The sequence below is a fragment of the Cryobacterium sp. M25 genome, from assembly GCF_002929635.1.
In the GTDB taxonomy this organism is placed as follows: Bacteria; Actinomycetota; Actinomycetes; order Actinomycetales; family Microbacteriaceae; genus Cryobacterium; species Cryobacterium sandaracinum.
The window spans coordinates 123,314-148,909 of record NZ_PJJU01000056.1; the positions used below are offsets into that span (position 1 = coordinate 123,314).

Here is a 25,596-nt window from a genome sequence, read left to right on the forward strand (position 1 = left end):
TTTCTGGTGTCAGGGCTGGTAGCCGCTTTCCGTGGAGGGATGGATCATGATGACGTACTCAGCGGGCAGCCTCCACGTACAGCCACACCAGCGGGCCGCCGTCACGGTCAACCATCTGGGCGATGACAATGTCGAACCCGCCGTCGGTGCCGCGGGCCTCGCAGAGGGTCTGCCCGCCGAAGATGTTTGCTTGCGGCTCGCAGTCACCCGTGACGGGGAACTCCCACCCGGCGCGATCGACGAGCGCCAGGAACTCCGCCGCGCTCAGCTGTGCGGGGATGCTCCACATTCGGAGGATCGACGGGCACGCCACGCCACCCAGGCAGATCCGACGTGGGGGCTCTGTGCTGGTTTGCGTGACCGTCCACCCAGGCGCCGGTTTCAGCGCAGCCGCTGCTCTCTCGATCGGTGCGGGATGGATCGCCGGAGATGACGACCACGGCAATCAGCGCGCCGACCAGGAGGACTGTGACGCCCACCCCGACGATCACTGCTCGGATGACTTTGCTCATTTGCGTTCCCTCGTTTTCTTGGCCAAGCCCCTCGTTGAAAGTGCCAGCGGCCACACCGCGCCACCCCAAGGCTGCCGCGATCCGCGACGGAACACACTCGGCCAGGGAGTTAGCCACCACCTTCTGGAAGCACACTGCCTCCGGTTGCAGCTGCTCGAGCTCCGCGACGATCAGGTCGATACGTTCCTCGAGTCGTTCCGAGTCAATGTTCAGGTTTAACGAGGCAACGCGTAGACATGTGGGGGGGCAGGCATCAAGGCTCCAGAAAGAGTTCTCACTGGCGGTCCCAGCTCCCCCGTCGTCGGCTCGCCACTCACCCCGACCCTCACGCCCCGCAGAGACTGAACACTATTATCTCGTTACCCCAACCGCTTCAAACACGTACGGAACCGGAAGCAGCATCAGCATGACGGCAAGGCCGGTGATGTTCAGCCATGTCCACCTCAGGATGATCGAGGCGATCATTGGTATGACCATGAACGGACCGATGATGATCGGGGTCAGAAAGAATCCGAGCGACGCCCAACCCGGGTCCGCCGGGTTCGACTTCAGCAGCTTAGGGATATGGACCGAATAGCTGTAGATGAGGTAGGCGGTTGCAGCTACCGCGACGCCTAGACAGATGTAGCTCCAAACGAATCGCCACCGGGGCACTGGCCGCTTGACACTGGAAGCTGTGGTCCTGAGGAACCTTCTCTTGAGGCGCGGGGCCGCAGGGATATCGCGTTTCACATGCTCGGTCCAGTCGGTTCCATTCCACCAGCGCAGTTGGTTGGACGTCTCGGACTTCGGATCGGGGTACCACCCGGATGGTTGTGGTGTGGTCGTATGATCTGTCACAGTGTGTCCTTCCCCGCCACCACAGGTGCGCGTAGCTGACCACAGCATAAGGGTGGCCGGGCATCTGCCTCCAGCCCCCTTTCAGAGCTGTAGACCAGCCCGGGTAGAGAGAAAGAAACCTCCCTCGGTCCCCGAACATCGCGCTACTCGACGAGTAGACAAGCTTCCTCGCTGCCAGCAGCCAGTTGCGGCATGACCATGTCGTCCTACAGACCGGCAACACCGATGGGGTCGAGCAAAACTGCTGACATCGACAACACGGTTGCGCTCTGGCTAGGTAGGGCGTCACCGTGTCGGCGAGTTCAGAGGTTCTGAACCCGCGATGCAGCAGATAGACACTTGTCAGTGTCAGAGCCCAGACCTACACTCCCCATATCGAATAAACGTTCGATAGCAAGGGTTGGAGGTACGGATGCGACAGAGCTTCCCGCACCTCCACGTTGCCTCCGCATACTCCCCGCACTATGGCGTGACCATGCCCGAGGTCCTCGTCGACCAGGCGGCAGGTGCCGGCGCGGACTTCCTCGCCCTGACCGACCGGGATGGGCTGTACGGGGCGGTCAAACATGTGCGGGCGTGCGCGGCCGCCGGGATCCGGCCAGGCCTCGGCGCGGACCTGGCCGTCCACGATGATGAGCACCGGCCGCTTGGCCGGGTGACCCTGCTCGCCCACGGCGGGGACGGCCGCGGGTACGCGGCACTCTGCCGGGCCGTGAGTTCCGCGCACGAGGCAGGTCGGGTGCCGAGCATTGACCGGCGACGTCTCGCCACCTGGGCGGAGGGCCGTGCCCTCACCGTGCTCCTCGGGCCGCTCTCTGACGTGGGGCTCGCCGCGCAACGCCGGGACAGCCCGGAGTCAGTTGCAGGGTTGCGTGCGTGGCTCCGCGTCATGCCTATTGGCTCGGTCACCCTCGAGGTCGTCTGCCACCTGGCACCGACCGGGCAACGCGGTTCCGTGGCCGCGGCCACCCGGATGCTAGGACTCGCCGAGGACACCGGGACCCCCGCCATCCTCTCCAACGCCGTCCGCTACGGCGAGCCGGGCGACGCGACGACCGCAGACCTCGCCGACGCCACCCGGCTCCTCACCCCGCTCGCCCAACTCGAGGAACCGCAGGCGAACGGCCAGGCCTGGCTTAAAGACGGGACGCACATGCGCCAGGTCGCGCGCATGGTTGTCGACGCCGGCGCCCGGAACCCCGACGCTCTCGACGACCTGCTGCGGACCACACGCGAGCTGGCGGACCAGTGCGCCCTCGACCCGGCCGCGGACATCGGACTCGGCACACCACGGATGCCGGAAGCCTCGATCATCGGAGTGGTCGGCGACCCCGTCGCGGAGCTGTGGCGGCGGGCCCGGCACGGCATCGACGACCGCTACGCCGGCACCACCCTCGCCCGAGCCGCACATTTGGAGCTGGCACATGAGATGGAGACGGTCGAACACCTCGGGTTCGCGGCGTACTTCTTGACTGTCGCCCGTGTCGCGGACCTGATCCGGGGCATGGGCGTCCGGGTGCAGGCGCGTGGTTCCGGCGTCGGGTCCGTTCTCAACTACGCGCTCCGCACCTCGTCGGTCGAGCCGATCGAGAACGGCCTGATCTGGGAACGGTTCCTCTCCCCCGAACGCCAGACTCTCCCCGACATCGACCTTGACGTTGAATCCGCGCGGCGCCATGACATCTACCGGGAAGTGTTCCAGGTCTTTGGCGCCGACCGGGTGTCGCTGATGTCGATGACCAACGCGTACCGGGGGCGAGGCGCCGTCCGCGACGCCGGGCTCGCCCTCGGCATGCCCCAGGAGCAGGTCTCGGCTATCGCCAAGCAGATGTGGCGGTTCAACGCCCGCGACTTCCGCCGAGCCCTCGAGGAGAAACCGGAGCTCGCGGATCTCGCCGCGCAGGTGCGCGAGTCGCAGCAGTTGGACCAGCTGGTGGACCTGACCGCGAAGCTCGACCGGCTCCCCCGGCACATCAGCGTGCACCCGTGCGGCGTCATCCTCTCCGACACGTCTCTCCTTGACCGGACGCCCGTGCAACGGTCGGGGATGGGGCTGCCCATGTCCCAGTACGACAAACACGACATGGACCCCATGGGCCTGATCAAGCTCGACATCCTCGGCGTCCGGATGCAGTCGGCGATGGCCTACGCGATCGAGGAGCACCGGCGCCTCACCGGCGAGACCATCGACCTGGACCGGGTCCCCCTCAACGACGAACCCACCTACGAAATGCTCCGCACCACCCGCACCCTCGGCGTCTTCCAGCTCGAATCCCCCGGGCAGATGGAACTGATCGGGAAGCTCCAACCGGGAGTCTTCAATGACCTGACTGTGGAGATCAGCTTGTTCCGCCCCGGACCGATGCAGGCGAACATGCCCCTCCAGTATTTGAAGGCGCGGCACGGGGAAGTCGCACCCGACCATATGCATCCGCGGTTCAAACCGTTCCTGGCCGAAACCAACGGCGTCGTCGTCTTCCACGAGCAGGTGATGCGTCTGTTCGACGAGCTGACCGGTTGCGGGATGGGTAAGGCCGATGTGTTCCGCCGGCACCTCGGAAAATCCGGCGACCTCGCCGAGATCGAAGCGTACGTGCGGAAGCAGGCCGCGGTCCGGGGGTTCCCGGCGCCGGTTGTCGATCGGGCGTGGAAGGTGCTGTCCGGGTTCGGCAGTTTCGGGTTCGCCAAGGCACACGGGGCCGCGTTCGCCCGCACCACGTACGAGAGCGCCTGGCTGAAAACGCACCACCCAGCGACGTTCTTCGCCGGACTCCTCACCCACGACCCCGGCATGTGGCCCAAGGACCTGATCGTCGCCGAAGCCCGCAACCTCGGCGTCCCCGTCCTCGGCCTCGACGTCCAGAAATCCGCATTGGACTACCGGGTGGAGCAGCTGGACGACGGGCAGCTCGCCATCCGCCTGGCCCTGCCCGAACTCGCCGGATCCAGCGCGGTGGAGCGGCAGCGCATCGCCGAGCACCAACCGTTCTCGTCCCTGCAGGACTTCCGCGATCGCGTACGGCCACGCCGCCGCACGTTCGAAGCGTTGGCCCGGGTCGGCGCCCTCGACTCGTTCATCGGCTACGACCGCGCCCGCCGCGGCGACCTCCTCGCCCACATCCAAGGCCTCGGCGGCAGGGCCCTCCCCGTCGGCCCCGACCAGCTCGCCTTCGACATTGAACTGCCACTGCCCGACTTCTACCGATCGGTCACTGCCCTCGACCTCCGCGGCCGCACCCAAACAGACGTGGAACTCCGAGACCTCGGCCTCGCCGTCAGCCAGCACCAAATGACCCGGTTCTACCTGCTCTTCAAAGAGCTCGGAGTCACCCCGGCGTCAGAGCTTGTGAACCTGCCGGGCGGCACCGAGGTCTTGGTCGCCGGGGTCCGCCGCGCCACCCACACTCCCCCGATGCGAAGCGGCAAACGCGTCGTCTTCCTCTCGCTCGACGACGGCACCGGGCCCGTCTCCAACGTGGTGTTCTTCCACGACGCACAGGCACAGATCGGAGCACCCGTGTTCCGCACCCACTACGCCCTCATCCGTGGCCGAACCCGGCGCACCGGCGCCCGCGGGGTGTCAGTAACCGGCGAACAGATGTGGGACCTGCTCGACGTGGCAGGGAAAGTCCGGGCGCGCCAGGCCGCAGAGCGGGAACAGGAGCGGATTGTGGTCGAGGCAGAGGCCGCGGACAACGTCATTCAGATGTGGAGACGAAGGGCGTGAGGTTCCGGACGCTATTCACGGGATGGGCCGGCCTTTAGACGCGCCTGATCGGGTGCCGATAGACGTCAGCTGATCCCGAGTCGCTCGAAGACCAGCGTGGCCTGGATGCGGTCGCCGCCCCCGAGGCCCTTACTGCCTGAGGCTGACGTCGTGATGGTGTGCAGTCGATAGCCGAGGGCGGCCTGCGCGTTGATGGACTTTTCTAGCTCGGTGAGGTTGCCAGATCCGGTACCGAATAGCTTCTCCTTCAGCACCACCTGCAACATGACGTAGCTCTGCCCGTATTGCGCTGGGCGTGGTCGACCTACCGCGACGGACTCCGACTTGGTGTGGTCGATCAGCGCGGCGGACTGTTCACCGATGCCTCCTCTTGCCAGACATTCGTCCACTGCTCGCCGTCCCACCGTCGCTGGTGACCCGAACCGTCATCGTACCAACCTGCTGCTGCGTTCGCCACCATTGCCTCGTTTCAGTCCGTCAGGTCGCGACGCGCCTGGACGTGCGCTACAACGTATCAGCCGGTATCCCTGGCGGCACCGATTGCCTCAGGCGTCGAGACCTAACCCATCCGCACCTGCTGCTGCAGCACGGACTGTTCTTCCGAGTAGGTGAAAGTCTCGATCTTGTCGCCCAGCAGCGCGGAGTCGCAGCCGAAGCGGATGTCGCGGATCTCCTTCGTCGCTGAAGCTTCGGTGAGCGCGCTACTGTCGCGTCATGGAGCAATTAGCCCGAATCCCTGACGAGATTCTTCATTCGAAGTGGCGAGAGATAGCCCCGCTCATCGATGTTCTGGCCACCCGGATTGGAGAATCGGAGCCTTTCCCGGTTGTCACGGGCAGTGCCTTCACAGGTGACGATCGAGGAGCAGCTCCATATTCGGTGACGTACGTCGCCAACGCGTGCCTTTTCTCCGCGATTGACCACCTTCATGCTTTGAAGGCGCTTGTGTGGGACGCCCGGCTGCTGCACACGTCAGCTCCGGCCACACTTGCGCGCAACGCAATTGAGAACGCGGTAACGGGGTTGTGGGTGATCTCGCCCGCTAGTCGTAATGAGCGGATCAGTCGGAGTTTGCGCTGGTATGCACAGGATGCTCGCGATCAACACCGGGCCACGGCACATTTCAGCGCCATAGACCTGGCCGGGCAACTTGAACGTCTGAGTGCCATCGCTGAAGTCAGGGGTATCTCGGCGAGCTCGGCGATCAGCAACTTCACAATCACGTCCGTCTTCAAAGAGCTGAAGGCGGCTGGCCGCGAAGCGGCTGAGTTTGAGTGGCGTCTCGCGTCTGGCTTCGCTCACGGCCGGTCGTGGGCGAGCATGGGAGTTCTGGAGCGTGAAGAGCTTCCGTTGGGCGACGACGACAACCTCGTCTTGCGACTGACGAATTCCGACCAGATGGCATTGTATTTCGTTCTCAAGGCGCTGCACTCGATTGAACGACTGCTCCAGCGTCGCGAATTCCTTGCTGGCCTTAGGACCCACGACGCATCTGTCGGCTGAAGGTCGCGGTCGTACTCCGCGGAAGGAGGCAGGTCACTCTCGCGCACACGGGCCTAAGCGAGCGCCCGCAGAGGTCGCATAAATGGGGATGAATGGCTTGCCGTAAGGGGTTCCCAAATGGCACCCGCCGTTCAACGTCGGCTCGAAGCCCTGGCGGCGAATTCCGTGCCCATGGAGCGTTATTTGGAGAGCCACGATGGGTCGGAAAATAGAACTTGCAGCTCTTGAACAAGGCGAGCCGTATGGAAACCGTCAGCGGCCGCATGGTGCACCTGAATGGCGACAGGCATCACGGTTCGCCCCCCGGTCTCCCGGTACCGACCTAGGGTGAATATCGGCAATAGATGCTTCCATCCGTCCCGTATCTGCAGACTGAACCCAGTGAACGACGCCCACGGAACGCTTGATATATCAAACATATTTGCAGGCATATCCGGCTGCGGCTGCAACGACGTGGCAGTGCGGTATCTCTCCAAAACGTCCGCTGTGTGCTCGTGGAAGGTCGAGAAGTCGGCGTGGAATGGGGACCAGACGTTGGCGAACGTCTCTCGCTCGGGATTGAAGACAGTGAATGCAGGGTGCACGATGTCCCAGGTCGCGGGAACCTTCTCGTCTGTGAGAGTCATCCGAAACTCGACGTGACGATTCACTACTGAGGCGATGGCCCAGATCTGCGCGATATAGCTTTTCCACGGAACGACGCGGAGCGCCGCCACCATCTCCGTGACGTCGAGTTCCACCGTGATGGCGTACGTGCACTCGACGCGCGTGAGGTAGTGCTCGAAGTGCTCCCGCCGAGGCCACTTGTCCAGATCGATCGCGCGCGCTTCTGTCATGCCCACGAGCCTAAGGCGGGCACCCCTCCCCATCGGTCAGCACCAGTGAGCGTTCCGCTGCTGCCGGACTTCAGTCAGGCCTCGACGGCCGAGTCTGTCGTGCCAAACTCGACGGATGGACCAGGCAAGAGACACGGAACTCGACACCATCCTGATCGGTGGTCGTGAGCAACGGGCGATCGTCATCGTCGATTACGACGACACATGGCCCTCCAAAGCAGCTTCCATGGCTAAGAAGATCCAGGATTCCTTGGGCCCGGCTGCGCTGTCGGTCGAACACATCGGTTCGACCTCAGTCCCTGGACTGGCGGCGAAACCGGTGATCGACATCCTGCTTGTCGTGGCCGACATTGACGACGAGCAGTCCTACCTTGTGCCAATGGAATCCATCGGGTTGTGGCTCCGCGTCCGAGAACACGGCCACCGGATGCTCCGCACGGCGGAGTTGGACTTCCACGTGCACGTCCTTCCGCCAGAGACCGCTGAGCAGATCGACTACCTCGACCTCCGCGACTGGCTCCGGGTCGGCGCGGCCGACCGTGCACTCTACGAATCCACGAAGCGGATGCTCGCGGCCAACACATGGAGCGACATGAACCACTACGCCGACGCCAAGAGTGCCGTCATCCAGCAGATACTGACCCATGCACGCAACTGGCGAGCAGGCCAGCCCACCAGCTGAACCGTCCCCAGAGAAACAAGTCCCGGCGAAGGTTCGGCTCATGCGCCCCTCGTCGCCGGACGGTCGATTAAATCGGTTTGCGTCTCATCTTCTGTTCCGGTTCAGTGGGTTCATGATGAATGACACCTACCGGTTCTCTTCACGCGCTGGTGACATGGATCGGAAGCTGATCCACGCATGGTTGAGCGAAGAGGCCCACTGGGCGCAGGGGCGCCCGCGTCCAGGATGCTGCAATCGATGCATCCATCAACTTCGGCATGTTCGACTCAATCAGCGGACGGCAAGTAGCGTATGCCCGAGTCGTGACAGGCTCGGTGACTTTCGCTGGGCTCTGTGACGTTTTTGTTGATCCGAAAGTCCGCGGACACGGCGTCGGAGCTGCACTCATGAATAACATCTGTTCGATGCTCGACGACTTGAATTTGAAGCGCGTCATACTTTCGACCGGGGATGCTCACGGCCTCTACGAGAAGTTCGGCTTCGAGCCCCTCGCTCAGCCCGAGAAATGGATGGCACGGACGGCCCCCATTCCAGCGATCTGACCCGGAAGAGATCCCGTACGGGGTTCCCAAACGCCACTCCCCCGATATTTCGGAACCTCGGCGCATTGGCGCCGAATCTGCGTCCGTGGACGTCCGTCTTAGGGACTACGCGAAAGCGGGGTGGCGGTTGTTAGGAGCTGGCAGCTTCATGGATTCGTTGAAGAAGCACAGCGAGGTTCGCCTGCTCCTCGACGCTGAGTGCCGCGATGATCGCATGCTCGGTCTCGAGGTGGTCGGGCAATGCCGCCTCAATGAGTTCGCGTCCGGAATCGGTGAGCGCGACAAGCGTGCCGCGGCCGTCATTCGGATTTGCCTCCCGACTGACCAACCCGCGCGTTTCGAGCTTGTTCAGCCGCTGGGCGACCGCGCTCGTAGAAATCATCGCGTCACGCGCCAGCTCCACCGGAGCGATCCGATAGGGGGAACCACTTCGCAGCAGCGTGGCGAGCACATCAAATGATGCGGAGTCCAAAGCATGGCGAGCGAATGTCGTGGCCAGGCGCGATTCGACGGCGACTGCTGCTCGAGTCAACCGACCGATGACCGCCATCGGTGAAACATCGAGATCGGGTTTCTCGGAATGCCACTGCTCCAGGATTCGATCCACATGGTTTGCCATGCGCCCAGACTAGCAATTGCTAAGCACTTAGGTAATATGGCTAAGTGCTTAGCAATCGAGTTTTCCTGTTGATGACTACGGCCGTGGCCCCCGCACTGTGGGGAACCACATACCTGACGACCACGTTGTACTTGCCGGAGGACCGGCCGTTGCTCGCGGCAACGTTGCGCGCGCTTCCTGCCGGAGCCTTACTCCTGCTGCTGTGCCGCCAGCTGCCGCGCGGCGAATGGTGGTGGAAGTCCTGGGTACTCGGCGTCCTCAATATTGGCGCGTTCTTTGCGTTGCTCTTCGTTGCCGCCTACCGGCTCCCCGGCGGTGTGGCCGCCGTCATGGGCGCGCTTCAGCCTCTCGTCGTCGCGGTCTTGGCGACCCGTGTACTCAACGAGAACCTGACCTGGCGCGTGGCAGCGGCCGGCATGACCGGAGTGTTCGGCGTGTGTCTCATCGTGCTTCAGGCGCAAGCGCGCCTTGACACTATCGGCGTCCTGGCCGCCGTCGCCGGCACGCTATCCATGGCATCCGGGATCGTGCTTTCCAAGAAGTGGGGGCAGCCGGCACCCCCGCTGACCACAACCGCATGGCAACTCCTCACGGGAGGACTCACCCTTCTGGTCATCCTGCTGGTCATCGAGGGTCTCCCGACCGCGCCGCTGACAGCACAAAACATCATGGGGTACGCCTATCTGTCTGGGGTCGGAACCGCGTTCGCCTATGTCCTGTGGTTTCGCGGCGTCGCACGTCTTCCCGCGAGCACTCCAGCTTTCCTCGGCCTACTCAGCCCGGTGGTGGCCTTACTCCTCGGTTGGATGATCGGAGGCGAGGACCTCGCCCCACTGCAAATTGCAGGAATCTTCATCGTCCTGGTTTCGATCGCCGTTGCCCTTTCCAAAGCCACGAAACCTCGCCGCCTTGGGGGCAGAACCCGTGAAGGAACCCGCCGGTGCGACATGAGCTTGTGACGGTCATTCCTGCAGCGTGAGAGAGCAGGATGCGCGCGCTCACCGGTTTCCCTGGTGGTTTCCTGATCGACAATCTCCGTCTATCGCCTCGCTCCGACCGTGGATAACTCACTCCGCCGCAAACTTTATCCACCTCTCCCCCGGAAATCACCCGCGCTTCGGGAGCGCCCCCCAAAGGGTTCCACCTACGGGTGTCCATCTCGGCGCTGCCCTGCAGTGACGCCAACCAGCGATAGCGAAGAGAAGGCTCAGTCGAGCTTCTTGAGCATCTTCACCGAGGTTGTCTCGTAGCCGAGGGAATCGTAAAGTCGCCTGGCGCCGGTGTTGAATGCGAAGACGCTGAGGCCGAGAGAGCGCGCACCGTGGGAGCGTGCATATTCCTCGCCGAGCAGCATCGTTGTTCTCCCATGACCCTGGCCACGCTGGTCGGCGTTGATGAAAACGTCCCAGACCCACCACGCCCCCGGGTCGGTGGTGACATCCTGCCCGATCCACAGATATCCCACTGCCGTACCAACCTCGTTCGTGACGTGAAAGACCTCATTGCCGGGGCTCTGAGTGCCCTCCGGGAACGAACGCGCCATGCTCTCGACCGCGATGCGCCGAGCTTCCTCGTGTGATCGACCCTGGGCAAGTAAGTCACCGACGTACTCCGCGCTGCTTTGCTCAATCCACGTCGGGAAGTCGCTGGCGAGGATTCGTTGAAGGGTTACGGTCATCTCTCAATTCTTCCAGGCTGACCGTCGAGTTGCACCGACGGATTCCGAGGGCAGGGCGCGGACAGGCACGAGGGCATGAACTCTTGGGTGAGGCACTGGCCCAGATCTCTCGCGCTTAGCGCGTCCCCGTTGGGGCGAGATCCGCTCCACCAATGGCCCATGTGATCCGTCCAACGGCGCCTGTGCCATTCTCAGGAGATGGATTGGCCTCAACCTGAACCCGTCTGCTCTGAGCGGCTCCTGCTTGAACCACTCGCGGTGGACCATGCAGCTTCGATGGTCGACGTTCTGGCCGACCCGTCGCTATGCGAGTACACCGGCGGCGAAGCCCCGTCACCAGGCCTGCTCCACAGCAGATATGCCGCACAGACCGTGGGGCAGTCTGATGACGGTTCTCAATGGTGGCTGAACTGGATAGTCACCTACCGAGACACCGGTGAGCCAGCCGGTTTCGTGCAGGCAACCGTCGAGTGCGACGGTTCAACGCTCGTTGCTGAGATCGCCTGGGTCATTTCGCCGAGGCGCCAAGGCCAAGGCATAGCCTCAGAAGCTACCCAGATGATGATCGGATGGTTGCGAGCACACGAGGTTAACCGTTTCATCGCACATATCCATCCGGAGCACCGGGCCTCGATTGGCGTCGCTCGAAATCAAGCGCTACGTCCGACCTCCACCGAGAAAGACGGCGAGACACGGTGGGTGTCCTAACAAACGCCGAATGCCGATAGAACGCTCCGGAGAGGGTTCCCTCAGCGCGCACCGGCGCAGATCGAAACTGCGGCGGGGTCCATTGCCCGGCCTGGTCGGTGTAGTGGCGTCGGAGTCACGGACGGCACGGAAGCCGTCCCGCCTGACTTTGGTTGGGGGAAGCTGGGCCGCACGGCCCGAGAGCACGAGAGTCGAAGGCCGAATCGGAGCATCGGAACCGGGTTGCCCAGCCATGCGGTGCCCGGACTATGAAGGGTCGCAGGCGCTGTCTCTTCCCGCTCTGGTGGATTGACTCCAAATCGAGATGGGGCTGTGCGACTCCCATCCGGTCCTTGGCGTTTCGCTCGGTACTCTTGCTGATCAGCTGAACAAAATCTTGGGGGCCACAGTGTCAAATACCGCCATCGCACCGGACAAATCCACAGGGACGGGGCGCACGGTCACGGGTGCAATACTGCTCGTGCTTGCCATCCTGGGCGGGTTCTTGGGCTTCGCTTGGATAGTCATGTTCTACGTCTCCCAGGGCACTTTGCCGATCGCCGCCCTGGGATCGTGGAACCTCCTCGGGGGCGGCTTCTTCTTCGTCACGGGAATCCCGATGCTCATTGCGGGATTCTCCTTCTTGTCAGCGGTTCCCGGCAGCGGCGCCGGGCATAGGCAGACAGCATGAGCAACGCCTCACCGGCTGGCCGGATGACCTTGAACATCGCCGAAGGTCCAGACAAGGATCAATGCCTTCTTTGTGGCGACCCGAGCGAACGGCAGTAGTCATGGAATCCCAGGGGGGAGGGAACCAGACAGCAGACCAGGCGGCAGCAGACCAGACACCGGCACGCCCGCACACGACCGCAGCCGGGCGCAGAGCGGCGCCCCGGGTCATCCGGGACCTCCGGGGCAACGTCCCCGGGCAGGGCCTCATGATCGAGGTACTCCGCCGTCAAGCGCAATCCGGAGAGATCGTCCCCGAGACCGGCGCCGTGCTCTTGACAGACGCCGCTGTGCCGTGGCGGATCGGCGCGCTCGGAGAGATCCAGGTCGGCGCGCACCTCGCGCAGCTCGGCCCGGAATGGACCGTTCTGCACTCCGTTCCCGTCGGGAAGGGCGAGAGTGACATCGACCACGTCGTTATCAGCCAATCCGGGGTGTTCACCATCAACACGAAACGACACGCGGGCCAGAAAATCTGGGTCGCCGGGCGCGGGTTCATGGTCGGCAATCACAAGCAGCCGTACATTCGGAACGCCAGCCACGAAGCGAAACGCGCGGAGAAGATGCTCTCCCTGGCGACCGGGATGACGGTCCCCGTCTGCGGTGTCATCGCGCTCGTCGACCCGGCCAGCATCACCCGGAAGGCCCCGCCCGAGGGCGACGGTGTCGAACTGCGCATCATCGACTCCCGTGACCTCTGCGCCACCGTCAGCGGCCGCCCCGTCTTCAGCGTCCAACAGGTCGCCGTCATCGTCGCCGCGGCAGCGCAACCCGGGACGTGGCACGCGGGCCCACACTCCATCGAGGAACCCGCCGAGATCACCGCAGCATTCCACGCGCTCAGCGACCGCGTCGTGGACGAGGCAACGCCGCCCGTCATTCTGCGGCTGCGCACCACGGCCTCCCCTGCAACCACGCGCACCCGTCAGCCAACGGCGGTGAAGCCCCGCGCCGCCTGGCCCAGCAAGAGAGCCCAGAAGGCGAAGGAGAAGAGACAGGCCGAGATCATCAAGCTCGTCGCAGTCTGCGTCGGGCTGACCATTTGGTACGTCAGCACCCGCTAGGTGTAGCTCCCAGAGACCTTGTGTACGCGGTTGATGGGTGGAGTGTTTCCGATGCCGCTGTGGTGTTCTTCCACGATGCGAAGGCGCAGGTCGGGGCGGCATAATCCGCACCCACTATGCCCTCATCCGCGGCCGAACCCGGCGCACCGGCGCCCGCGGGGTCAGTGGCCGGCGAGCAAATGTGGGACCTGCTCGACGTGGCAGGGTAAGTCCGGGCACGTCGAGCCGCGGAGCGGAAGCGGGTTGTGGTCGAGGCAGAGGCTGTGGACAACGTCATCCAGATGTGGAAGTGGAGCGTACTCACGCCGGATTCAGCTGTCATCAGGAGCATCCCGCGTCGGCACGATCCTGCCGTGGCGGGGTGGACAGGTCGATTTGCGGCCCGAGGAGGCCGTTCATGCAGGGCATCGACAGCCGGACCGTAGCCAGGCGTAACCGCGCCGGCTGCTTCAAGGAGCCAAACGGTGATCGTGAACGAGGTGACACCGGTCACGTCATTGGCGAGCTCGAGGAGCGAAGGCATGACGCTTCCGTGCGGACTCCAACCACGTTCAGGCGACTCCTCCAGGTGGTCTCTTTTGGTGTCGAGTCGGTCTGATAGCTATTCATCGACACGCGGGCTCGCCCAGCCGGTATTTTGCCGATCCTTCGTACCCTTGACGACGGAGTCCCCCCACTCCACAAGGATTGGCCGCGGCAGATTCCTCACCTCCCCCAGGTGCAGCGACGCCGGGGCTTTTTCGCGGCTACGACGGAACTCGTTGGACGCTCAGCCGAGCAGGCGCGCAGCCGTTCGGCCCGCTCCTGGCCTGCACGCGGTCCAGTAAGCCGCCAGCTGCCGCCGCGCGAGGCGTGCCGCTCGAAGCGGCGGTGCAACTGCAGCGGTGCAGTCATCTGACGCCGTCTTCGCTCTGACCCGTGAAGCAGTCGGGTTGGCGACCCCAGTCAGAGATAAATCTGACTGGGGAAGCCATCGTCCCGGACCCCCCGGTATCCCCACATTGCATCGAGACGTTAATCTCGCCGGGACTTGTACGATCGTACAGTACTCTGGGGCGCGGGCTTTCGGGGGTGATGGCTACGCTTATACAGCACTGCTAGCGGATGTCCGTCCGGATGTGGCCTCGTTTACGGAGTCAACACCACAGCGGTCAGACTCGGACTTTGGTTAATCTCTGGAGGCACGATTGGCACGCAACGATTCTCGGCCGGCCGAGATGCGCGAGCGCATTCTGGCCGCCGCTGCGGTTGAATTCGCCGACCGTGGTTACGCAGGCGCTTCGATTGGCCTCATCGCCGATGCGGCAGCGACTGGAAAGGGCCAGGTTCAGTACCACTTCAGCGCCAAGTCGGATATCGCCCTAGACCTCATACGTTCCGCGTTCTCCCGAGCACCATTCGCCAACGTGCTCGACGATGCCCCGCCTATTCACGGGATGGAAGCGATCGTCGCCTCGATCCGGGGCGTGGCCGACGCCTTCCAAAACGACGTCCGCGTGCGGGCCGCAGTGCGACTGATGCGGGAGTACCAACTGATCCCAGCCACCCTGCCAACACCGTATGTCGGCTGGGTCGCGCGCATAGGGCTGCTACTCCGCGAGGCCGAGGCCGCCGAAGAGATACCTGCCGGCCTGGACCATGACCAGGAGGCGTGGCACCTGGTCGCGTACTTCTACGGCGTGCAGGAAATCTCCAATCGACTCACGGAACGCGCCGACCTCCCCGAACGAATCGAAGAAATGCTCACACGCGCCCTCAAAACACTCGGCGTAAAGCATCCCAACAGGTTCACACGGTAAGAGACACGCGCTCCTCCACTTCTGGGCATGTCGTACAAACGATGGGTTATGAGGCGCCTCGGTTATGAGGCACGTCAGCGTATTTGCGGCTCACATCTGAACGCACGATTCTTGCGTCATTCGCGAATCGCGCAGGTGTGGTAGTTCTCCTCCACCACGCCGTTGCGGTTGCCCGAATGGGCCGTCAGGCCAGGCCATTGACGTCGTGGCGCTTGGGGAACGCGGCAAACTTCGACGTCACGTCACTCGTCTCTGCCTCTAGTGGGGCGCTGCCGACACTGATGATCTCGGTCTCGCCTAGCAACACTCTCGGTGCGAGAGTATCTACCTGCCCTAGCCATTGGCGATAACGTCATTTGCGTTCTCAAGTGCGTTGTCGAAGAAATTCTTGGAATCTTCCAAAGCAAGTTGATTCTCGTTGATCGCGCGCAGCGCGTAGTCGACATGCACCGCATTGGCTGTCTTCACCCAGTCGGTAGTGCGTTTGCACTCGATGTCGACCAATGCCTGCTTCACTTCGGAATCGGAAGCGGGATTGATGGTACCGTCCTCGCCGAGTCCGCTTAACTTCTCGGGGCCACCGATCGGATCGATGCCGGTATAACCGCCTTTGGCCATGCACCTGGCCCACGCATTTTTCGCAGCAGCCAATTTCTCGTCCTGCATCGCAGCTCGCCACGCCTGAATGTGAAGATCTTGGCCAAGAGTTTCGGAATCGAGCGCGTTGCCCGATACATTCCCAGTCACTTTCAGCCGAGCATCGCCGAGGCATCCGCCAGCGGGAATTTCAATTCCCCCCAACGTACCGGGCGATTTCGACAGAACCTCGGGAGTCGGGGCCTCGCCATTGTCGACGCCGATCAGGACAAGATCAAAGTTGGGACCCGCAAGCGCGGCATTGGCGTTTGGAATGGCCGAATTGCCGGGCGCGGGCAAGTACCCGTACACCTTTGCCACCACAGGGTCCGTAATACCGTAGAGTCGCGCATCGGATACCAGGAAACTTTCGGCGTACTTGTCAAAATCCATTTCGGGCTTGAATTCGTAGCCAAACTGCGTCATGCACTCTTGAGTCAGAGCGGTTTCCGCTCGAGCCATTGCCACCATTACGGGTGGGTTCTGGGCGTACGCCAAGAGCGGGTCTGGCGTTGGTGGCGTAACTCCCGAGAATGCAAATGACGAAGGTGCTGGTTCGGTCTGTTGCGCGTCTGACGTGCACCCAGTGGTCGTCAGCGTCAGAGCTACGCCGAAGACCACAGCAGCACGCCTAAGGAATGGGCGATTCACTGGGTAGACCCACTTGAACTTACGGATGTTCATTGAATCCCAGTTTCTGTGGTAGTTCACCAAGAGCAGAATCAGCTCAGCTCTGAGTGTTCTCGAAGAGATATGTCAGGCATATGCCCCACACCGAAGAACCTAAGGCACACGATATCCACCGCCTACAGCCTCGCTAGAAGTGCACCCTGAACTGGGTACAAAGTGCGGACAACTGCAATGCCATTGGAACCGACTATTTTTGTCCGGGAGAACTACAGCGTCTCGTAACCCTAGGGATATGAGGTGTCTCACGACTCTCTCTTGTCGCCTTTGCAGATCTGTGACTTTCGGCGCTATGTGGCGGCGAAATGTGATCGCTATTTGGCGCATCTACCTGGTCGTCGGCGCTGGTTGAGTGTGACTTTTTGCGCTCTGTGGCGGCGTTCTTTGATCGCTATTTGGCGCACTGAGTTGTACACCCACGACGCTCCGGGGCGTCAGCGTCCTATAACCCAAGAGTGAAGTGCCCACTGTCGTGATGTTCCCCGCAAGAGGAACCTTCAACGAACGATTCGGTCTCGGTGGTCCAGCTTGCCGGCGAACGCGACGTGCTACCTCTACTCTTGCGGCATGTCGACGCAGCCGCGCGGAGCAAAGCCTGGCCCTCGGTTCATGCGGCCTCATTTCAGCCGGAACAGTCTGCACCTCGTCTGGACGGTGCCCCTCGCCTTCGCTCCTGGATATGTGGCGGCTCGCTTGGTTGGCTTCGACCGGTGCGGGATTGACGGGTGCCTTGGTGACCCCGGTGGGTTTGCGTCACCGAGTGCGCCGGCCGCGGTAAACGTGGCGCTTGGTGCAGGGCTTCTCATGTTCGCGGCTTTGGCGCTCACGCCGTGGCTTCGACCGATCTGGCTGCGACTGAGCGTCGGCCTTGGAATCTCCGTCCTCCTGTCCGGTCTATGGATCTGGCTCACCCTCTTCGAAAGATGACATCATCTCTCAGAGTCGGTTGGCACGGGATGTCTCCAGGGCGCGATGCGCCGCTCGAGAGGTCGGGTCGGCCGCTACGCGCCACCTGGCCGAGCGCCCGCAAGCCGGACGGTCACCGGGACACCCGAACGCTCACGGAGCGCCGAAGGTGATCCGCATAGTTCCGGGAGCGTCCGATTCCCGTATGCCCCGCCCGAGAAAATGCCCGGTGAAGGGGGGCTAAACGGTACACTCCTGAAGCATGACCGGAATGCTTATCGGCTACGCACGCGTATCCACCAACGACCAAGACCTCACCGCCCAGAAGAACGCCCTCGCCGCCCTCGGAGTCTCACTCCAAAAGACGTTCACCGATCAAGGCCTCACCGGAACGAACCGGGCCCGGCCAGGTCTTCGCGAAGCGCTGGCCGCATGCCGGGCCGGCGACACCCTCGTCGTGACCAAGCTCGACCGGCTGGCACGTTCACTTCGCGATGCCAAAGACATTGTCGACGACCTCACCCTGCGTGAAGTGAAGCTCAGCATCGGCGGCTCCGTTCACGACCCCACCGACCCGGTCGGTAGACTCCTCTTCAACGTGCTCGCGATGGTCGCTGAATTCGAGGCCGACCTCATCCGAGCTCGCACCCGCGAAGGCATGCAAGTCGCCAAAGCGGCCGGCCGGCTCCGTGGCAAACAACCCAAACTGTCTCCGGCGCAGGAGAAGCACCTGGTCGAGGTCTACCAATGGGGCGAACACACGACCGCGCAGATCGCTGAACTCTTCAGCGTCGCCAGGTCCACGGTCTACCGGGCAATCAAGCGCGCCGGGGACACCGCCGCCTGAACGTGCGCCGTGCAGAGGAGCACGGAAAAGCCAGTGTTCACACTCGCCTGCACAACCCGGAGAACACCATGGACATTGGGTGGACGACTTCGGAAAATGACAGATCGACCCTCGGCGCTCTTCATCCGAGCGGGTGTCCCGGTCACCGTCCCTCTTGCGGATCGATGGGACTGCCTACCCAAGCTGCGATTGAGCACCATTTCGGATTACGGTCACATTTTTTAGGATCTCTTATTGAGGGCTCTTCGCAATTGAGGGTGTAGGAAGGTGGCGCGTCGGTCGCGGGGTAGGCGTCGAGGTCTTCCGATGATGGAAGTTCCTACGCTGTCCATCCGGACGACCTCGACGTGTTCAACGCTACCTTTGATGCCCCTGACCTGACCACGTTTTGCCGCCTTGATGAGCTCGGCCTCGAAGCGGTGGGGCAGCTCGTTGAGCCGGCTCGTGCGGTGCTGGTGTGTCGAGTGGTCGACACGGATGAGTGGTGCCGGCGGTGCGGGTGCCGAGGTGTAGCGAGAGACACGGTGGCTCGTCGGCTGGCGCACGAACCGATGGGCTGGCGTCCGACCACGCTGTTGGTCCGGGTACGCCGCTCCCGCTGCGGCGGGTGCGGGCATGTGTGGCGGCAGGACACCACGAAGGTCGCTGAACCGCGGGCGAAACTCTCCCGGCGGGGCCTGCGGTGGGCGCTGACGGGCATCGTGTGTCAGCATCTGACCGTCGCCCGGGTCGCTGAGGGCCTGGGCGTGGCCTGGAACACCGCGAACACCGCGGTCCTGGCGGAAGGCAAACGGGCCCTGATCGATGATCCGGGACGGTTTGACGGGGTGCGGATGATCGGCGTGGACGAGCACGTCTGGCGGCATACCCGCCGGGGCGACAAGTACGTCACTGTGATCATTGACCTCACTCCGATCCGCGATGGGACGGGCCCGTCGCGGCTGCTGGACATGGTCCAGGGACGCTCCAAGGCAGTGTTCAGGACCTGGCTCGCCGACCGGCCTGGCGAGACGACGTGGAAGTCGTCGCGATGGACGGGTTCACCGGCTTCAAAACCGCCACCACCGAAGAACTACCCGGCGCCATGGCGGTCATGGACCCGTTCCACGTCGTGCGTCTGGCCGGGGACGCCCTTGACGGCTGCCGGCGCCGCGTCCAGCAGCCGTCCACGGGCATCGGGGGGGGCAAAGGCGACCCGCTCTACTCCGCCAGGCGCACCCTGCACACCGGCGCGGACCTGCTCACCGACAAACAGCAACAACGTTTGACCGACCTGTTCGCCACCGAAACGCACGTGCAGGTCGAAGCGACCTGGGGCATCTACCAGCGGATGATCAACGCCTACCGAGACGAGGACCGAATCAAGGGACGGGAGTCGATGGAGAAGCTCATCGAATCGGTCAGCCACGGCGTCCCGGCCGCCCTCACCGAGCTCGTCACCCTCGGACGCACCCTCAAGAAACGAGCCGCAGACGTCTTGGCGCACTTCGACCGGCCCGGCACCTCCAACGGGCCCACCGAGGCGATCCAATGCCGCCTCGAACACCTCCGCGGATCAGCCCTGAGATTCCGCAACCTCGCCAACTATGTCGCCCGCTCACTCCTGGAAACCGGAGGATTCAGGCTCCAACTACACCCTCAATTATGAAGAGCCGGTTACATCCTGGAATTCAGGGACCCCGACAACGTGGCGCTGGAACTCTTCGCCCCTGCCTGAGGCGTGTTCGACCTGAGATGTGTTTGATCCAAGACATGTTGGATGCGCTGCCTAACGGCGTATCGCTGTGCCGTCGGGCCTCTGGCCAGATAACCTCTGGCCAGATATGTTGCACTGCCCCTACAGTGAAGTCATGTTGCACTCAACCCGGCAAGGCTCCGGTAAGCCACTCCTCCTGATCCATGGGCTCGGTTCCAGTATTGGCAACTGGAACCCGGTAATCCCGGCGCTGGCCGCTGAACGCGATGTCATCGCCGTCGACCTCCCCGGTTGCGGCGAATCCGCGCCGCTGACCGGCGAAACCACCATTGCCACGCTGACCGATTCCGTCGAAGCCTTTATCCGCGACGCGGAACTGGGTGACCTTGATCTGGTAGGCAGCTCCATGGGCGCCCGGATGGTGATGGAAATGGCACGCCGAGGGCACGCTGGCACCACGGTCGCACTGGACCCTGGTGGATTCTGGAATGACCGCCAGGCAGCGATCTTTGGTGCAAGCATCAAGGCATCCGTCGCACTGGTGCGCCGCATCCAACCGGCGCTCCCCTTCCTCACGGGCAACCCTGTGGGCCGCACGGCCCTGTTGGCACAGTTCTCCGCCCACCCCTGGAAGCTGCCACAGGATCTGGTCCTGCACGAGCTTCGCGGGTTCAAGACATCGACCAGCCTGGACCCGGCCCTCAACGCGCTGATTCACGGACCCCGCCAGGAAGGCGCACCGGCCGGTTCACTCAAGGGCAAAGTGGTCATTGGATGGGGGCGGAAGGACAAGGTCACCGCTCCCAGTGAGGCGGCGCGGGCCACGGAGCTGTTCCCGGATGCAACGCTGCACTGGTTCGAAAACTGCGGTCACTTCCCGCACTGGGACCAACCAACGGAAGCGGCGCGCCTGATTCTCGATAGCACCGGCTGAGCTGCGGCTGAGCGCCCGGGCGGAGCCACCTACGGCTGAGTTGGCTTCAGAAAGGTGGAACCGGCGACGGCTGGGGATGATGCCCCGGTCTCGGGAGGCATCGACGTCGCCGGTTCCGAATTGGGGAACCGGCTTCACCTGGACCGTGACCGCTAGGGCGTGTCTCCCAATGATGGGCTGTTCATCGGCAGGATGGAGGAGTGAGCCCTCGTTACGCCGTGTTGTCGGATGCCCAGTGGAAGCAGATTGCCCCGTTGATGCCTGAATCGGCGGGGAAGTTGGGCCGTCCGTTCAAGGATCACCGTCTTATGACGGAGGGGATCATCTACCGGTATCGGGCCGGCATCCCGTGGCGGGACCTGCCGCCGCACTTCGGGCCGTGGCAGACGGTCTGGAAACGCCACCGCCGCTACAGTGCCGACGGGACCTGGGACAAGGCCCTTGCTTCGCTGCTGGCCCGGGCGGACGCCGCCGGGCTGATCAATTGGGAGGTGTCGGTGGATTCCACGGTCAACCGCGCCCACCAGCATGGCACCAACCTTTCCCGCGGGCGAGGCTCTTCTTGAAGGCCTCGAACCGCACCTGCTCTAGGTTGCTCACTTGGCCCCGCAACCGTTCCGCGACGACCTCCCTGTCGGTGACGAACGCCTCGACGCTCATATCTCCTCCGATCCCGGGCCGAAGCCTGCGAAGCTCGCCGATCGTGGCTGTCAGGGCCCGCCTCATCATCGCCTGGAAATCCCACAGCGTCTGGTCACCGTCAAAGAAGAAGATTGCCATAAGGCCATCAAAACAGACCCGTGCCTCCGGCAGGAACTATGTCGCCGAGTGTCCCGGTGAAGGTTCCCATCTGACAGTGACCAGGTCAGGCCACTACTTTTTCGAGAGGAGCTTCGCACCGTCCGACCGCAGCTCCCCCGCCGGTGAAACATGGCGGTACAGCGTCTGCCGAGTGATCCCGAGCTCCTTACACAGGTCGCTGACTTTCGTTTCCTTCTGCCCCATCGCGGCCATGGCAAGGCGCACCTTCGCTGGCGTCATCTTGAAGGGCCGCCCGCCCGTCCTCCCCCGTGCTCGCGCTGCGGCGAGCCCGGCGACAGTGCGCTCAGAGATGAGCGCCCGCTCGAACTCAGCGAGAGCCGCGAAGATTCCGAAGACGAGCTTGCCGGACGCGGTCGTGGTGTCGATCGCTGCGCCCTCTCCGGTGAGCACCTTGAGGCCGATACCGCGGTCGGTGAGGTCATGCACCGTATTGACCAAGTGGCGCAAATCTCGACCGAGACGGTCGAGCTTCCACACCAAGAGAGCGTCCCCCTCGCGGAGAGCTTTCAGGCAGGCCGCCAGCTGCGGACGATCGTCCTTCTTTCCGGAAGCACGGTCCTCATAGAGGTTGCCCTGATCGACGCCAGCCGCCAGGAGTGCGTCCCGCTGCAGGTCAGTGCTCTGCGACCCGTCGGCCTTCGAAACCCGCATGTACCCGACGAGCATGCTGACCCCTGTCATTTATACGTTCGATTGCGCGACAGAGGCGGCTCACCCGCGAGGAAGACAGAAACTGTCACACAACCCGTCATCCAGCCTCCGTATCGCAAACAACGCAGAAACAGTCCAAAGTAACGGCTACAGGAGGGCCACCCATGTCACCTTCCGAACCCGGTATTGTGCGATCGCTTGATGACCCATTGAGCTGAGCTCGCAGACTCCACAGCGGCCCGAGTGTCTCGTATCCCATGTGTTTCGACACACTTAGGTTTCAAGACACCTCGGATACGAATCGGATTGCAACGTGCAAGATGCGCGACGCCAAAGGCCTCGAGCTTTCAAGAGGGACCCCTCGCAACCAGTCCAGCACGGCGGCATAAGAACATCCAGACAGGGGGTCATCGTCCCGTGATCGTCTAATCTGGGGAGGGCATCCCTGGCCTTCGTCTGGGAATGATGTGAACATACTGCAGTCCTCGCAGTGAGCCGGCGGATTCGGCCCTTCCTTGTGTCGCCGGACTAGCTGTGGTAACCATGGTTACATGAACCAAGCGTGGGTGTTATTGACGTACCGGGCGCGACGGGATCCGTCGCGGCACCGGGTGGCGGTGTGGCGCCAGCTCAAGGCTGCCGGTGCGCTGTACCTGCAGGATTCCGTGTGCGCGCTGCCGAATCGCGACGAGCACCGCGCGCTGTTCGAGAGGCTCGCGGCCGAGATCCTCGATAACGACGGAACGGCCGTCGTGTTGGTCGCTCAGGGGATCGATGAGCACACTGAACGTTCCATTGAGGACCGGTTCAATGCCGAGCGCGGGCATGACTACGCCGAGATCACAGAGCAGTGCGAAGCGCTGCTGGAGGAATTTCGTCGCGAAACCGGACGCTCCCGCTTCTCTTTCGCCGCGCTCGAGGACACCGAGAGTAACCTCGATCGGCTCCGCCGTTGGCTTGAGCGGGTGGCGCGGCGGGACTTCTTCGACGCCCCTGATGGTACACACGCCCGTGACGCTATTGCCCGGTGCGAGGCAGCCTATGAGACGTTTTCCGGAATGGTACTCGAGCATGGAGAAGACGGCGCGGCCGCCATGACGACAGATACGACGGTGGATTCCTAATGTGGCTCTCCATCGGCCTGGTGGTCGTGGGTCTGGTCCTTGTGGTTTTCTTCTCCGAACAGCTTGTTAGGGGCACGGTGGGGTTCGCCCGAGGTTTCGGGTTGTCGACCTTTCTGGTCAGCGCAGTGTTTCTCGGCTTCGACCCGGAGAACCTCGCGGTTGGTGCGGTCGGATCGGCTGGCGGCGATAGCGGTATCGCGTTGGGCACGATCCTCGGCTCCGCGATGGTTGCGGTGGCGTTGGCGTTTGGTATCGCCGGGGTTGTTGCGCCGATGCGTTTTGAGCAGGTCCCCCGGCAGGTCCTCGCGGTACCGATTGTGGCGGTGCTTTTTTTCGGCACGCTCGCTCTTGACGGGATCTTGTCTCGGGTCGACGGGGCGATCCTAACCGTCGGATACGTCGCCGCAGTCGGGTACTTGATCTGGCTGTCCCGGCGTGGCCTGACGATCAGGGCGTCCGGTGAGATTGCGAAGGAAATGGTGAAGGCTGAGCGGCTGGGCAAGGGCAAGTCCACTGCTCTCCTGGTGGTGTCGATCATCATGGTGATCGTCGCCAGCGAAATACTTGTCACTGGCGCAACCGACCTGATCTCCCGGTTCGGGCTGTCCCAAACATTGGTCGGCATGACCGTCGTCGCCCTGGCGCTCAGCGCGGAGGAAGTTGCCCGCACCGTGCCTGCCGCACTTCGCGGGCACGGTGAGATCAGCGTCGGCAATGTTCTCGGTTCGGTGCTTGCATTCTTTCTCTTAAATGCCGGCGTGATCGCTCTGGTCGCTCCCATACCCGTCGGCGCTGCGACACTGCATTTCTACCTTCCGGTCGCCGTTGGCACCATCGTGCTGATCTCCGCCCTGCTCCTCGCCCGCCGGCTACCACGCTGGGCTGGCGCACTCCTCATCCTCATCTACATCGGCTTCATCGTCGGAGGATACGCACTCTATGGGGCCACTTCCTCAACATAGCCCCGCTCTTATAAGAAAGCGCTCCCGCGTAGCCTGGGCTGCCGCGAAAAAGAACGCTCTCGAATGTCACTACAACTCATAAGAGACTGAATGATCGAACTATTGCCCGCATCCACCGCAACCGACGGTCTCTCTGGAATCGTCGGTATAGCAGCGGACCTCATGGCTAATCTCGGCGAATGGGGTGTTGGTCTCTTCACCTTTGCGGAGACAATTTTCCCGCCCATTCCGAGCGAGGTCATTCTTCCCTTGGCCGGGTTCCTGTCCCAACGGGGCGAACTGAACTTCCTGCTCGTGGTCATCACAAGCACATTAGGTGGCTATGTCGGCGGTCTCCTTCTTTACTACTTAGGCGCCGTCATCGGACTGGAACGATCCATCTACTGGTTATCGAAGCTTCCGTTAGTCGACCGAAGGGATTTCGAAAAGGCCGCTGGCTGGTTTTCCCGCCACGGTAGGTCGGCGGTGTTCTTTGGACGGTTCATCCCTGGAGTACGCAGTCTCATCTCCCTACCCGCCGGCGCGGAACACATGAATCTGCTGACCTTCAGCATCTTCACCATCGCCGGAAGCGCTCTTTGGAACGTTCTTCTCATCGGTTTGGGTGGCGCCCTCGGAACCCAGTACGCACTCATCGACCAGTATTCGCAATACCTCAACTACGCCGTCTATGCCGCCATTGGAGTGGTTATCGTGCTCCTCATCATCAGACGCGTGCAGCGAGGCACCCGGAACGATAAGAGCATCCCCAGGAGTGACGCATGAACGCTCAGCCCGACAAGAAGGACGCCCCAGGTGAAGACGCAGCCCGCCAAGGCGAGCGGCGAGCCGACCGCTTTGTCGGCGGGCTCGACCTCACCAATTGGCGGACCTCTTCTGGCCGTCGCCTCGCGCGGGCCACCCGCTGGGTCAGCAGTCGATTGGGCCCGCATGCGGCGCTGATTATGACCTTGGTGATCGGTGCTCTTATCGCGATCGCTCTCACCGCCGTGTCGACCGAGGTATACGAGGCGGTGACAGAAGGTGATGGCGTTGCTGCACTCGACCACCCACTACTGAACGCCGTCATGACCAGGTGGCCCTGACCCCGTTGGGTGGACACCTCACAAGAGA

General features: G+C 62.9%; 25 protein-coding genes and 2 pseudogenes. 18 read left to right on the plus strand and 9 right to left on the minus strand.

Translation table 11 applies throughout. The features are described from left to right. Positions 1-58 precede the first annotated feature (58 nt). The gene (locus tag CXY81_RS12565; RefSeq protein ID WP_104195027.1) at positions 59-289 is read right to left on the minus strand and encodes a hypothetical protein; all 231 of its coding nucleotides are present in this window, start codon (positions 287-289) and stop codon (positions 59-61) included. Positions 290-356: 67 nt separating this feature from the next. On the opposite strand from CXY81_RS12565, the gene CXY81_RS16460 reads away from it, so the two are divergent. Then, the gene (locus CXY81_RS16460; RefSeq protein ID WP_158252065.1) at positions 357-731 is read left to right on the plus strand and encodes a hypothetical protein; all 375 of its coding nucleotides are present in this window, start codon (positions 357-359) and stop codon (positions 729-731) included. 132 nt (positions 732-863) lie between these two features. On the opposite strand, the gene CXY81_RS12575 is transcribed toward CXY81_RS16460, so the two are convergent. Next, positions 864-1,352, minus strand: coding sequence for a DUF2510 domain-containing protein (locus tag CXY81_RS12575; protein WP_104195029.1), 489 nt, complete (start codon positions 1,350-1,352; stop codon positions 864-866). A gap of 412 nt (positions 1,353-1,764) precedes the next feature. Here CXY81_RS12575 and dnaE point away from each other — a divergent pair, with 412 nt between their 5' ends. Continuing rightward, a complete protein-coding gene (gene dnaE, locus CXY81_RS12580) occupies positions 1,765-5,079 on the plus strand; it encodes a DNA polymerase III subunit alpha (protein ID WP_104195030.1) in 3,315 nt (1,104 codons plus the stop codon). 65 nt (positions 5,080-5,144) lie between these two features. On the opposite strand, the gene CXY81_RS17070 is transcribed toward dnaE, so the two are convergent. Together CXY81_RS17070 and CXY81_RS16175 are read right to left on the minus strand one after the other, a co-directional pair. After that, positions 5,145-5,468: a DUF4177 domain-containing protein gene (locus CXY81_RS17070; protein ID WP_233194150.1), complete on the minus strand. Its 324-nt coding sequence runs from the start codon at positions 5,466-5,468 to the stop codon at positions 5,145-5,147. Then, complete coding sequence (locus CXY81_RS16175) at positions 5,417-5,539, minus strand: DUF2510 domain-containing protein (RefSeq protein ID WP_233194151.1); 123 nt, start codon at positions 5,537-5,539, stop codon at positions 5,417-5,419. The genes CXY81_RS17070 and CXY81_RS16175 overlap by 52 nt, the downstream gene beginning before the upstream one ends. Before the next feature lie 254 nt (positions 5,540-5,793). Between CXY81_RS16175 and CXY81_RS12590 the strand changes: the two genes are divergently transcribed. Next, entirely contained in the window at positions 5,794-6,582 is a 789-nt protein-coding gene (locus tag CXY81_RS12590; protein ID WP_134544684.1) for a hypothetical protein, read from the plus strand. A 179-nt stretch (positions 6,583-6,761) separates the two neighbouring features. Here the strand turns inward: CXY81_RS12590 and CXY81_RS12595 are convergent, their stop codons facing one another. Then, a complete protein-coding gene (locus CXY81_RS12595; RefSeq protein ID WP_104195094.1) occupies positions 6,762-7,418 on the minus strand; it encodes a CatA-like O-acetyltransferase in 657 nt (218 codons plus the stop codon). Positions 7,419-7,533: 115 nt separating this feature from the next. Between CXY81_RS12595 and CXY81_RS12600 the strand changes: the two genes are divergently transcribed. Continuing rightward, positions 7,534-8,100 (plus strand): GrpB family protein, encoded by a 567-nt coding sequence (locus CXY81_RS12600; RefSeq protein ID WP_104195033.1) that lies wholly within the window; start codon positions 7,534-7,536, stop codon positions 8,098-8,100. A gap of 257 nt (positions 8,101-8,357) precedes the next feature. Beyond that, positions 8,358-8,642, plus strand: coding sequence for a GNAT family N-acetyltransferase (locus tag CXY81_RS12605; protein WP_369828385.1), 285 nt, complete (start codon positions 8,358-8,360; stop codon positions 8,640-8,642). A gap of 130 nt (positions 8,643-8,772) precedes the next feature. Here CXY81_RS12605 and CXY81_RS12610 read toward each other — a convergent pair whose 3' ends face one another. Further along, positions 8,773-9,261 (minus strand): MarR family winged helix-turn-helix transcriptional regulator, encoded by a 489-nt coding sequence (locus CXY81_RS12610; protein ID WP_104195034.1) that lies wholly within the window; start codon positions 9,259-9,261, stop codon positions 8,773-8,775. Between the two features lie 44 nt (positions 9,262-9,305). Here CXY81_RS12610 and CXY81_RS12615 point away from each other — a divergent pair, with 44 nt between their 5' ends. Further along, positions 9,306-10,220 carry a DMT family transporter gene (locus CXY81_RS12615; protein ID WP_233194152.1) on the plus strand — a complete coding sequence of 305 codons (915 nt, stop codon included), beginning with the start codon at positions 9,306-9,308 and terminating at the stop codon, positions 10,218-10,220. Between the two features lie 248 nt (positions 10,221-10,468). On the opposite strand, the gene CXY81_RS12620 is transcribed toward CXY81_RS12615, so the two are convergent. Continuing rightward, a complete protein-coding gene (locus CXY81_RS12620; protein WP_104195036.1) occupies positions 10,469-10,939 on the minus strand; it encodes an N-acetyltransferase in 471 nt (156 codons plus the stop codon). A gap of 198 nt (positions 10,940-11,137) precedes the next feature. Here CXY81_RS12620 and CXY81_RS12625 point away from each other — a divergent pair, with 198 nt between their 5' ends. The 4 genes from CXY81_RS12625 to CXY81_RS12640 all read left to right on the plus strand — a co-directional run bounded on the left by CXY81_RS12625 (position 11,138) and on the right by CXY81_RS12640 (position 15,218). After that, entirely contained in the window at positions 11,138-11,647 is a 510-nt protein-coding gene (locus CXY81_RS12625; RefSeq protein WP_104195037.1) for a GNAT family N-acetyltransferase, read from the plus strand. A gap of 388 nt (positions 11,648-12,035) precedes the next feature. Further along, positions 12,036-12,317 (plus strand): cell division protein CrgA, encoded by a 282-nt coding sequence (locus CXY81_RS12630; protein WP_233194154.1) that lies wholly within the window; start codon positions 12,036-12,038, stop codon positions 12,315-12,317. Positions 12,318-12,624: 307 nt separating this feature from the next. Then, positions 12,625-13,419: a nuclease-related domain-containing protein gene (locus tag CXY81_RS12635; RefSeq protein WP_158252066.1), complete on the plus strand. Its 795-nt coding sequence runs from the start codon at positions 12,625-12,627 to the stop codon at positions 13,417-13,419. 1,187 nt (positions 13,420-14,606) lie between these two features. After that, positions 14,607-15,218, plus strand: a complete 612-nt coding sequence (locus CXY81_RS12640; protein WP_134544687.1) for a TetR/AcrR family transcriptional regulator — start codon at positions 14,607-14,609, stop codon at positions 15,216-15,218. Positions 15,219-15,551: 333 nt separating this feature from the next. Here CXY81_RS12640 and CXY81_RS16180 read toward each other — a convergent pair whose 3' ends face one another. Beyond that, the gene (locus CXY81_RS16180; protein ID WP_146067694.1) at positions 15,552-16,325 is read right to left on the minus strand and encodes a hypothetical protein; all 774 of its coding nucleotides are present in this window, start codon (positions 16,323-16,325) and stop codon (positions 15,552-15,554) included. A gap of 1,384 nt (positions 16,326-17,709) precedes the next feature. On the opposite strand from CXY81_RS16180, the gene CXY81_RS12650 reads away from it, so the two are divergent. The 4 genes and pseudogenes from CXY81_RS12650 to CXY81_RS12665 form a co-directional block, all read left to right on the plus strand. Then, positions 17,710-18,294 (plus strand): recombinase family protein, encoded by a 585-nt coding sequence (locus tag CXY81_RS12650; protein ID WP_104195042.1) that lies wholly within the window; start codon positions 17,710-17,712, stop codon positions 18,292-18,294. A gap of 347 nt (positions 18,295-18,641) precedes the next feature. Then, positions 18,642-19,942 (plus strand): annotated as a pseudogene (locus tag CXY81_RS17560) (ISL3 family transposase). A 202-nt stretch (positions 19,943-20,144) separates the two neighbouring features. Then, positions 20,145-20,924 (plus strand): alpha/beta fold hydrolase, encoded by a 780-nt coding sequence (locus tag CXY81_RS12660; RefSeq protein ID WP_233194155.1) that lies wholly within the window; start codon positions 20,145-20,147, stop codon positions 20,922-20,924. A 200-nt stretch (positions 20,925-21,124) separates the two neighbouring features. After that, positions 21,125-21,472 (plus strand): annotated as a pseudogene (locus CXY81_RS12665) (IS5 family transposase); the annotation flags it as partial. Positions 21,473-21,797: 325 nt separating this feature from the next. On the opposite strand, the gene CXY81_RS12670 reads toward CXY81_RS12665, so the two are convergent. Continuing rightward, complete coding sequence (locus tag CXY81_RS12670) at positions 21,798-22,412, minus strand: recombinase family protein (protein ID WP_104169519.1); 615 nt, start codon at positions 22,410-22,412, stop codon at positions 21,798-21,800. Positions 22,413-22,948: 536 nt separating this feature from the next. Here CXY81_RS12670 and CXY81_RS12675 point away from each other — a divergent pair. The 4 genes from CXY81_RS12675 (at position 22,949) to CXY81_RS12690 (ending at position 25,568) form a co-directional block, all read left to right on the plus strand. After that, positions 22,949-23,521, plus strand: coding sequence for a Chromate resistance protein ChrB (locus tag CXY81_RS12675; protein ID WP_134542647.1), 573 nt, complete (start codon positions 22,949-22,951; stop codon positions 23,519-23,521). After that, a complete protein-coding gene (locus CXY81_RS12680) occupies positions 23,521-24,483 on the plus strand; it encodes a sodium:calcium antiporter (RefSeq protein WP_104195044.1) in 963 nt (320 codons plus the stop codon). Before CXY81_RS12675 ends, CXY81_RS12680 begins: the two co-directional genes overlap by 1 nt. A 90-nt stretch (positions 24,484-24,573) precedes the next feature. Next, positions 24,574-25,248 (plus strand): DedA family protein, encoded by a 675-nt coding sequence (locus tag CXY81_RS12685; protein ID WP_104169513.1) that lies wholly within the window; start codon positions 24,574-24,576, stop codon positions 25,246-25,248. Beyond that, positions 25,245-25,568, plus strand: coding sequence for a hypothetical protein (locus tag CXY81_RS12690; protein ID WP_104169514.1), 324 nt, complete (start codon positions 25,245-25,247; stop codon positions 25,566-25,568). The genes CXY81_RS12685 and CXY81_RS12690 overlap by 4 nt, the downstream gene beginning before the upstream one ends. Positions 25,569-25,596 lie beyond the last annotated feature (28 nt).

Bases quoted from the DNA above. Each gene is read 5' to 3' on its own strand.
- CXY81_RS12565 (WP_104195027.1), bottom strand. From the start codon at position 289: ATGTGGAGCATCCCCGCACAGCTGAGCGCGGCGGAGTTCCTGGCGCTC.
- dnaE (WP_104195030.1), top strand. From the start codon at position 1,765: ATGCGACAGAGCTTCCCGCACCTCCACGTTGCCTCCGCATACTCCCCG.
- CXY81_RS16175 (WP_233194151.1), bottom strand. From the start codon at position 5,539: ATGGTGGCGAACGCAGCAGCAGGTTGGTACGATGACGGTTCGGGTCAC.
- CXY81_RS12590 (WP_134544684.1), top strand. From the start codon at position 5,794: ATGGAGCAATTAGCCCGAATCCCTGACGAGATTCTTCATTCGAAGTGG.
- CXY81_RS12595 (WP_104195094.1), bottom strand. From the start codon at position 7,418: ATGACAGAAGCGCGCGCGATCGATCTGGACAAGTGGCCTCGGCGGGAG.
- CXY81_RS12600 (WP_104195033.1), top strand. From the start codon at position 7,534: ATGGACCAGGCAAGAGACACGGAACTCGACACCATCCTGATCGGTGGT.
- CXY81_RS12605 (WP_369828385.1), top strand. From the start codon at position 8,358: ATGTTCGACTCAATCAGCGGACGGCAAGTAGCGTATGCCCGAGTCGTG.
- CXY81_RS12610 (WP_104195034.1), bottom strand. From the start codon at position 9,261: ATGGCAAACCATGTGGATCGAATCCTGGAGCAGTGGCATTCCGAGAAA.
- CXY81_RS12620 (WP_104195036.1), bottom strand. From the start codon at position 10,939: ATGACCGTAACCCTTCAACGAATCCTCGCCAGCGACTTCCCGACGTGG.
- CXY81_RS12625 (WP_104195037.1), top strand. From the start codon at position 11,138: ATGGATTGGCCTCAACCTGAACCCGTCTGCTCTGAGCGGCTCCTGCTT.
- CXY81_RS16180 (WP_146067694.1), bottom strand. From the start codon at position 16,325: ATGGTGGCAATGGCTCGAGCGGAAACCGCTCTGACTCAAGAGTGCATG.
- CXY81_RS12650 (WP_104195042.1), top strand. From the start codon at position 17,710: ATGACCGGAATGCTTATCGGCTACGCACGCGTATCCACCAACGACCAA.
- CXY81_RS12660 (WP_233194155.1), top strand. From the start codon at position 20,145: ATGTTGCACTCAACCCGGCAAGGCTCCGGTAAGCCACTCCTCCTGATC.
- CXY81_RS12670 (WP_104169519.1), bottom strand. From the start codon at position 22,412: ATGCTCGTCGGGTACATGCGGGTTTCGAAGGCCGACGGGTCGCAGAGC.
- CXY81_RS12675 (WP_134542647.1), top strand. From the start codon at position 22,949: ATGAACCAAGCGTGGGTGTTATTGACGTACCGGGCGCGACGGGATCCG.
- CXY81_RS12680 (WP_104195044.1), top strand. From the start codon at position 23,521: ATGTGGCTCTCCATCGGCCTGGTGGTCGTGGGTCTGGTCCTTGTGGTT.
- CXY81_RS12685 (WP_104169513.1), top strand. From the start codon at position 24,574: ATGATCGAACTATTGCCCGCATCCACCGCAACCGACGGTCTCTCTGGA.
- CXY81_RS12690 (WP_104169514.1), top strand. From the start codon at position 25,245: ATGAACGCTCAGCCCGACAAGAAGGACGCCCCAGGTGAAGACGCAGCC.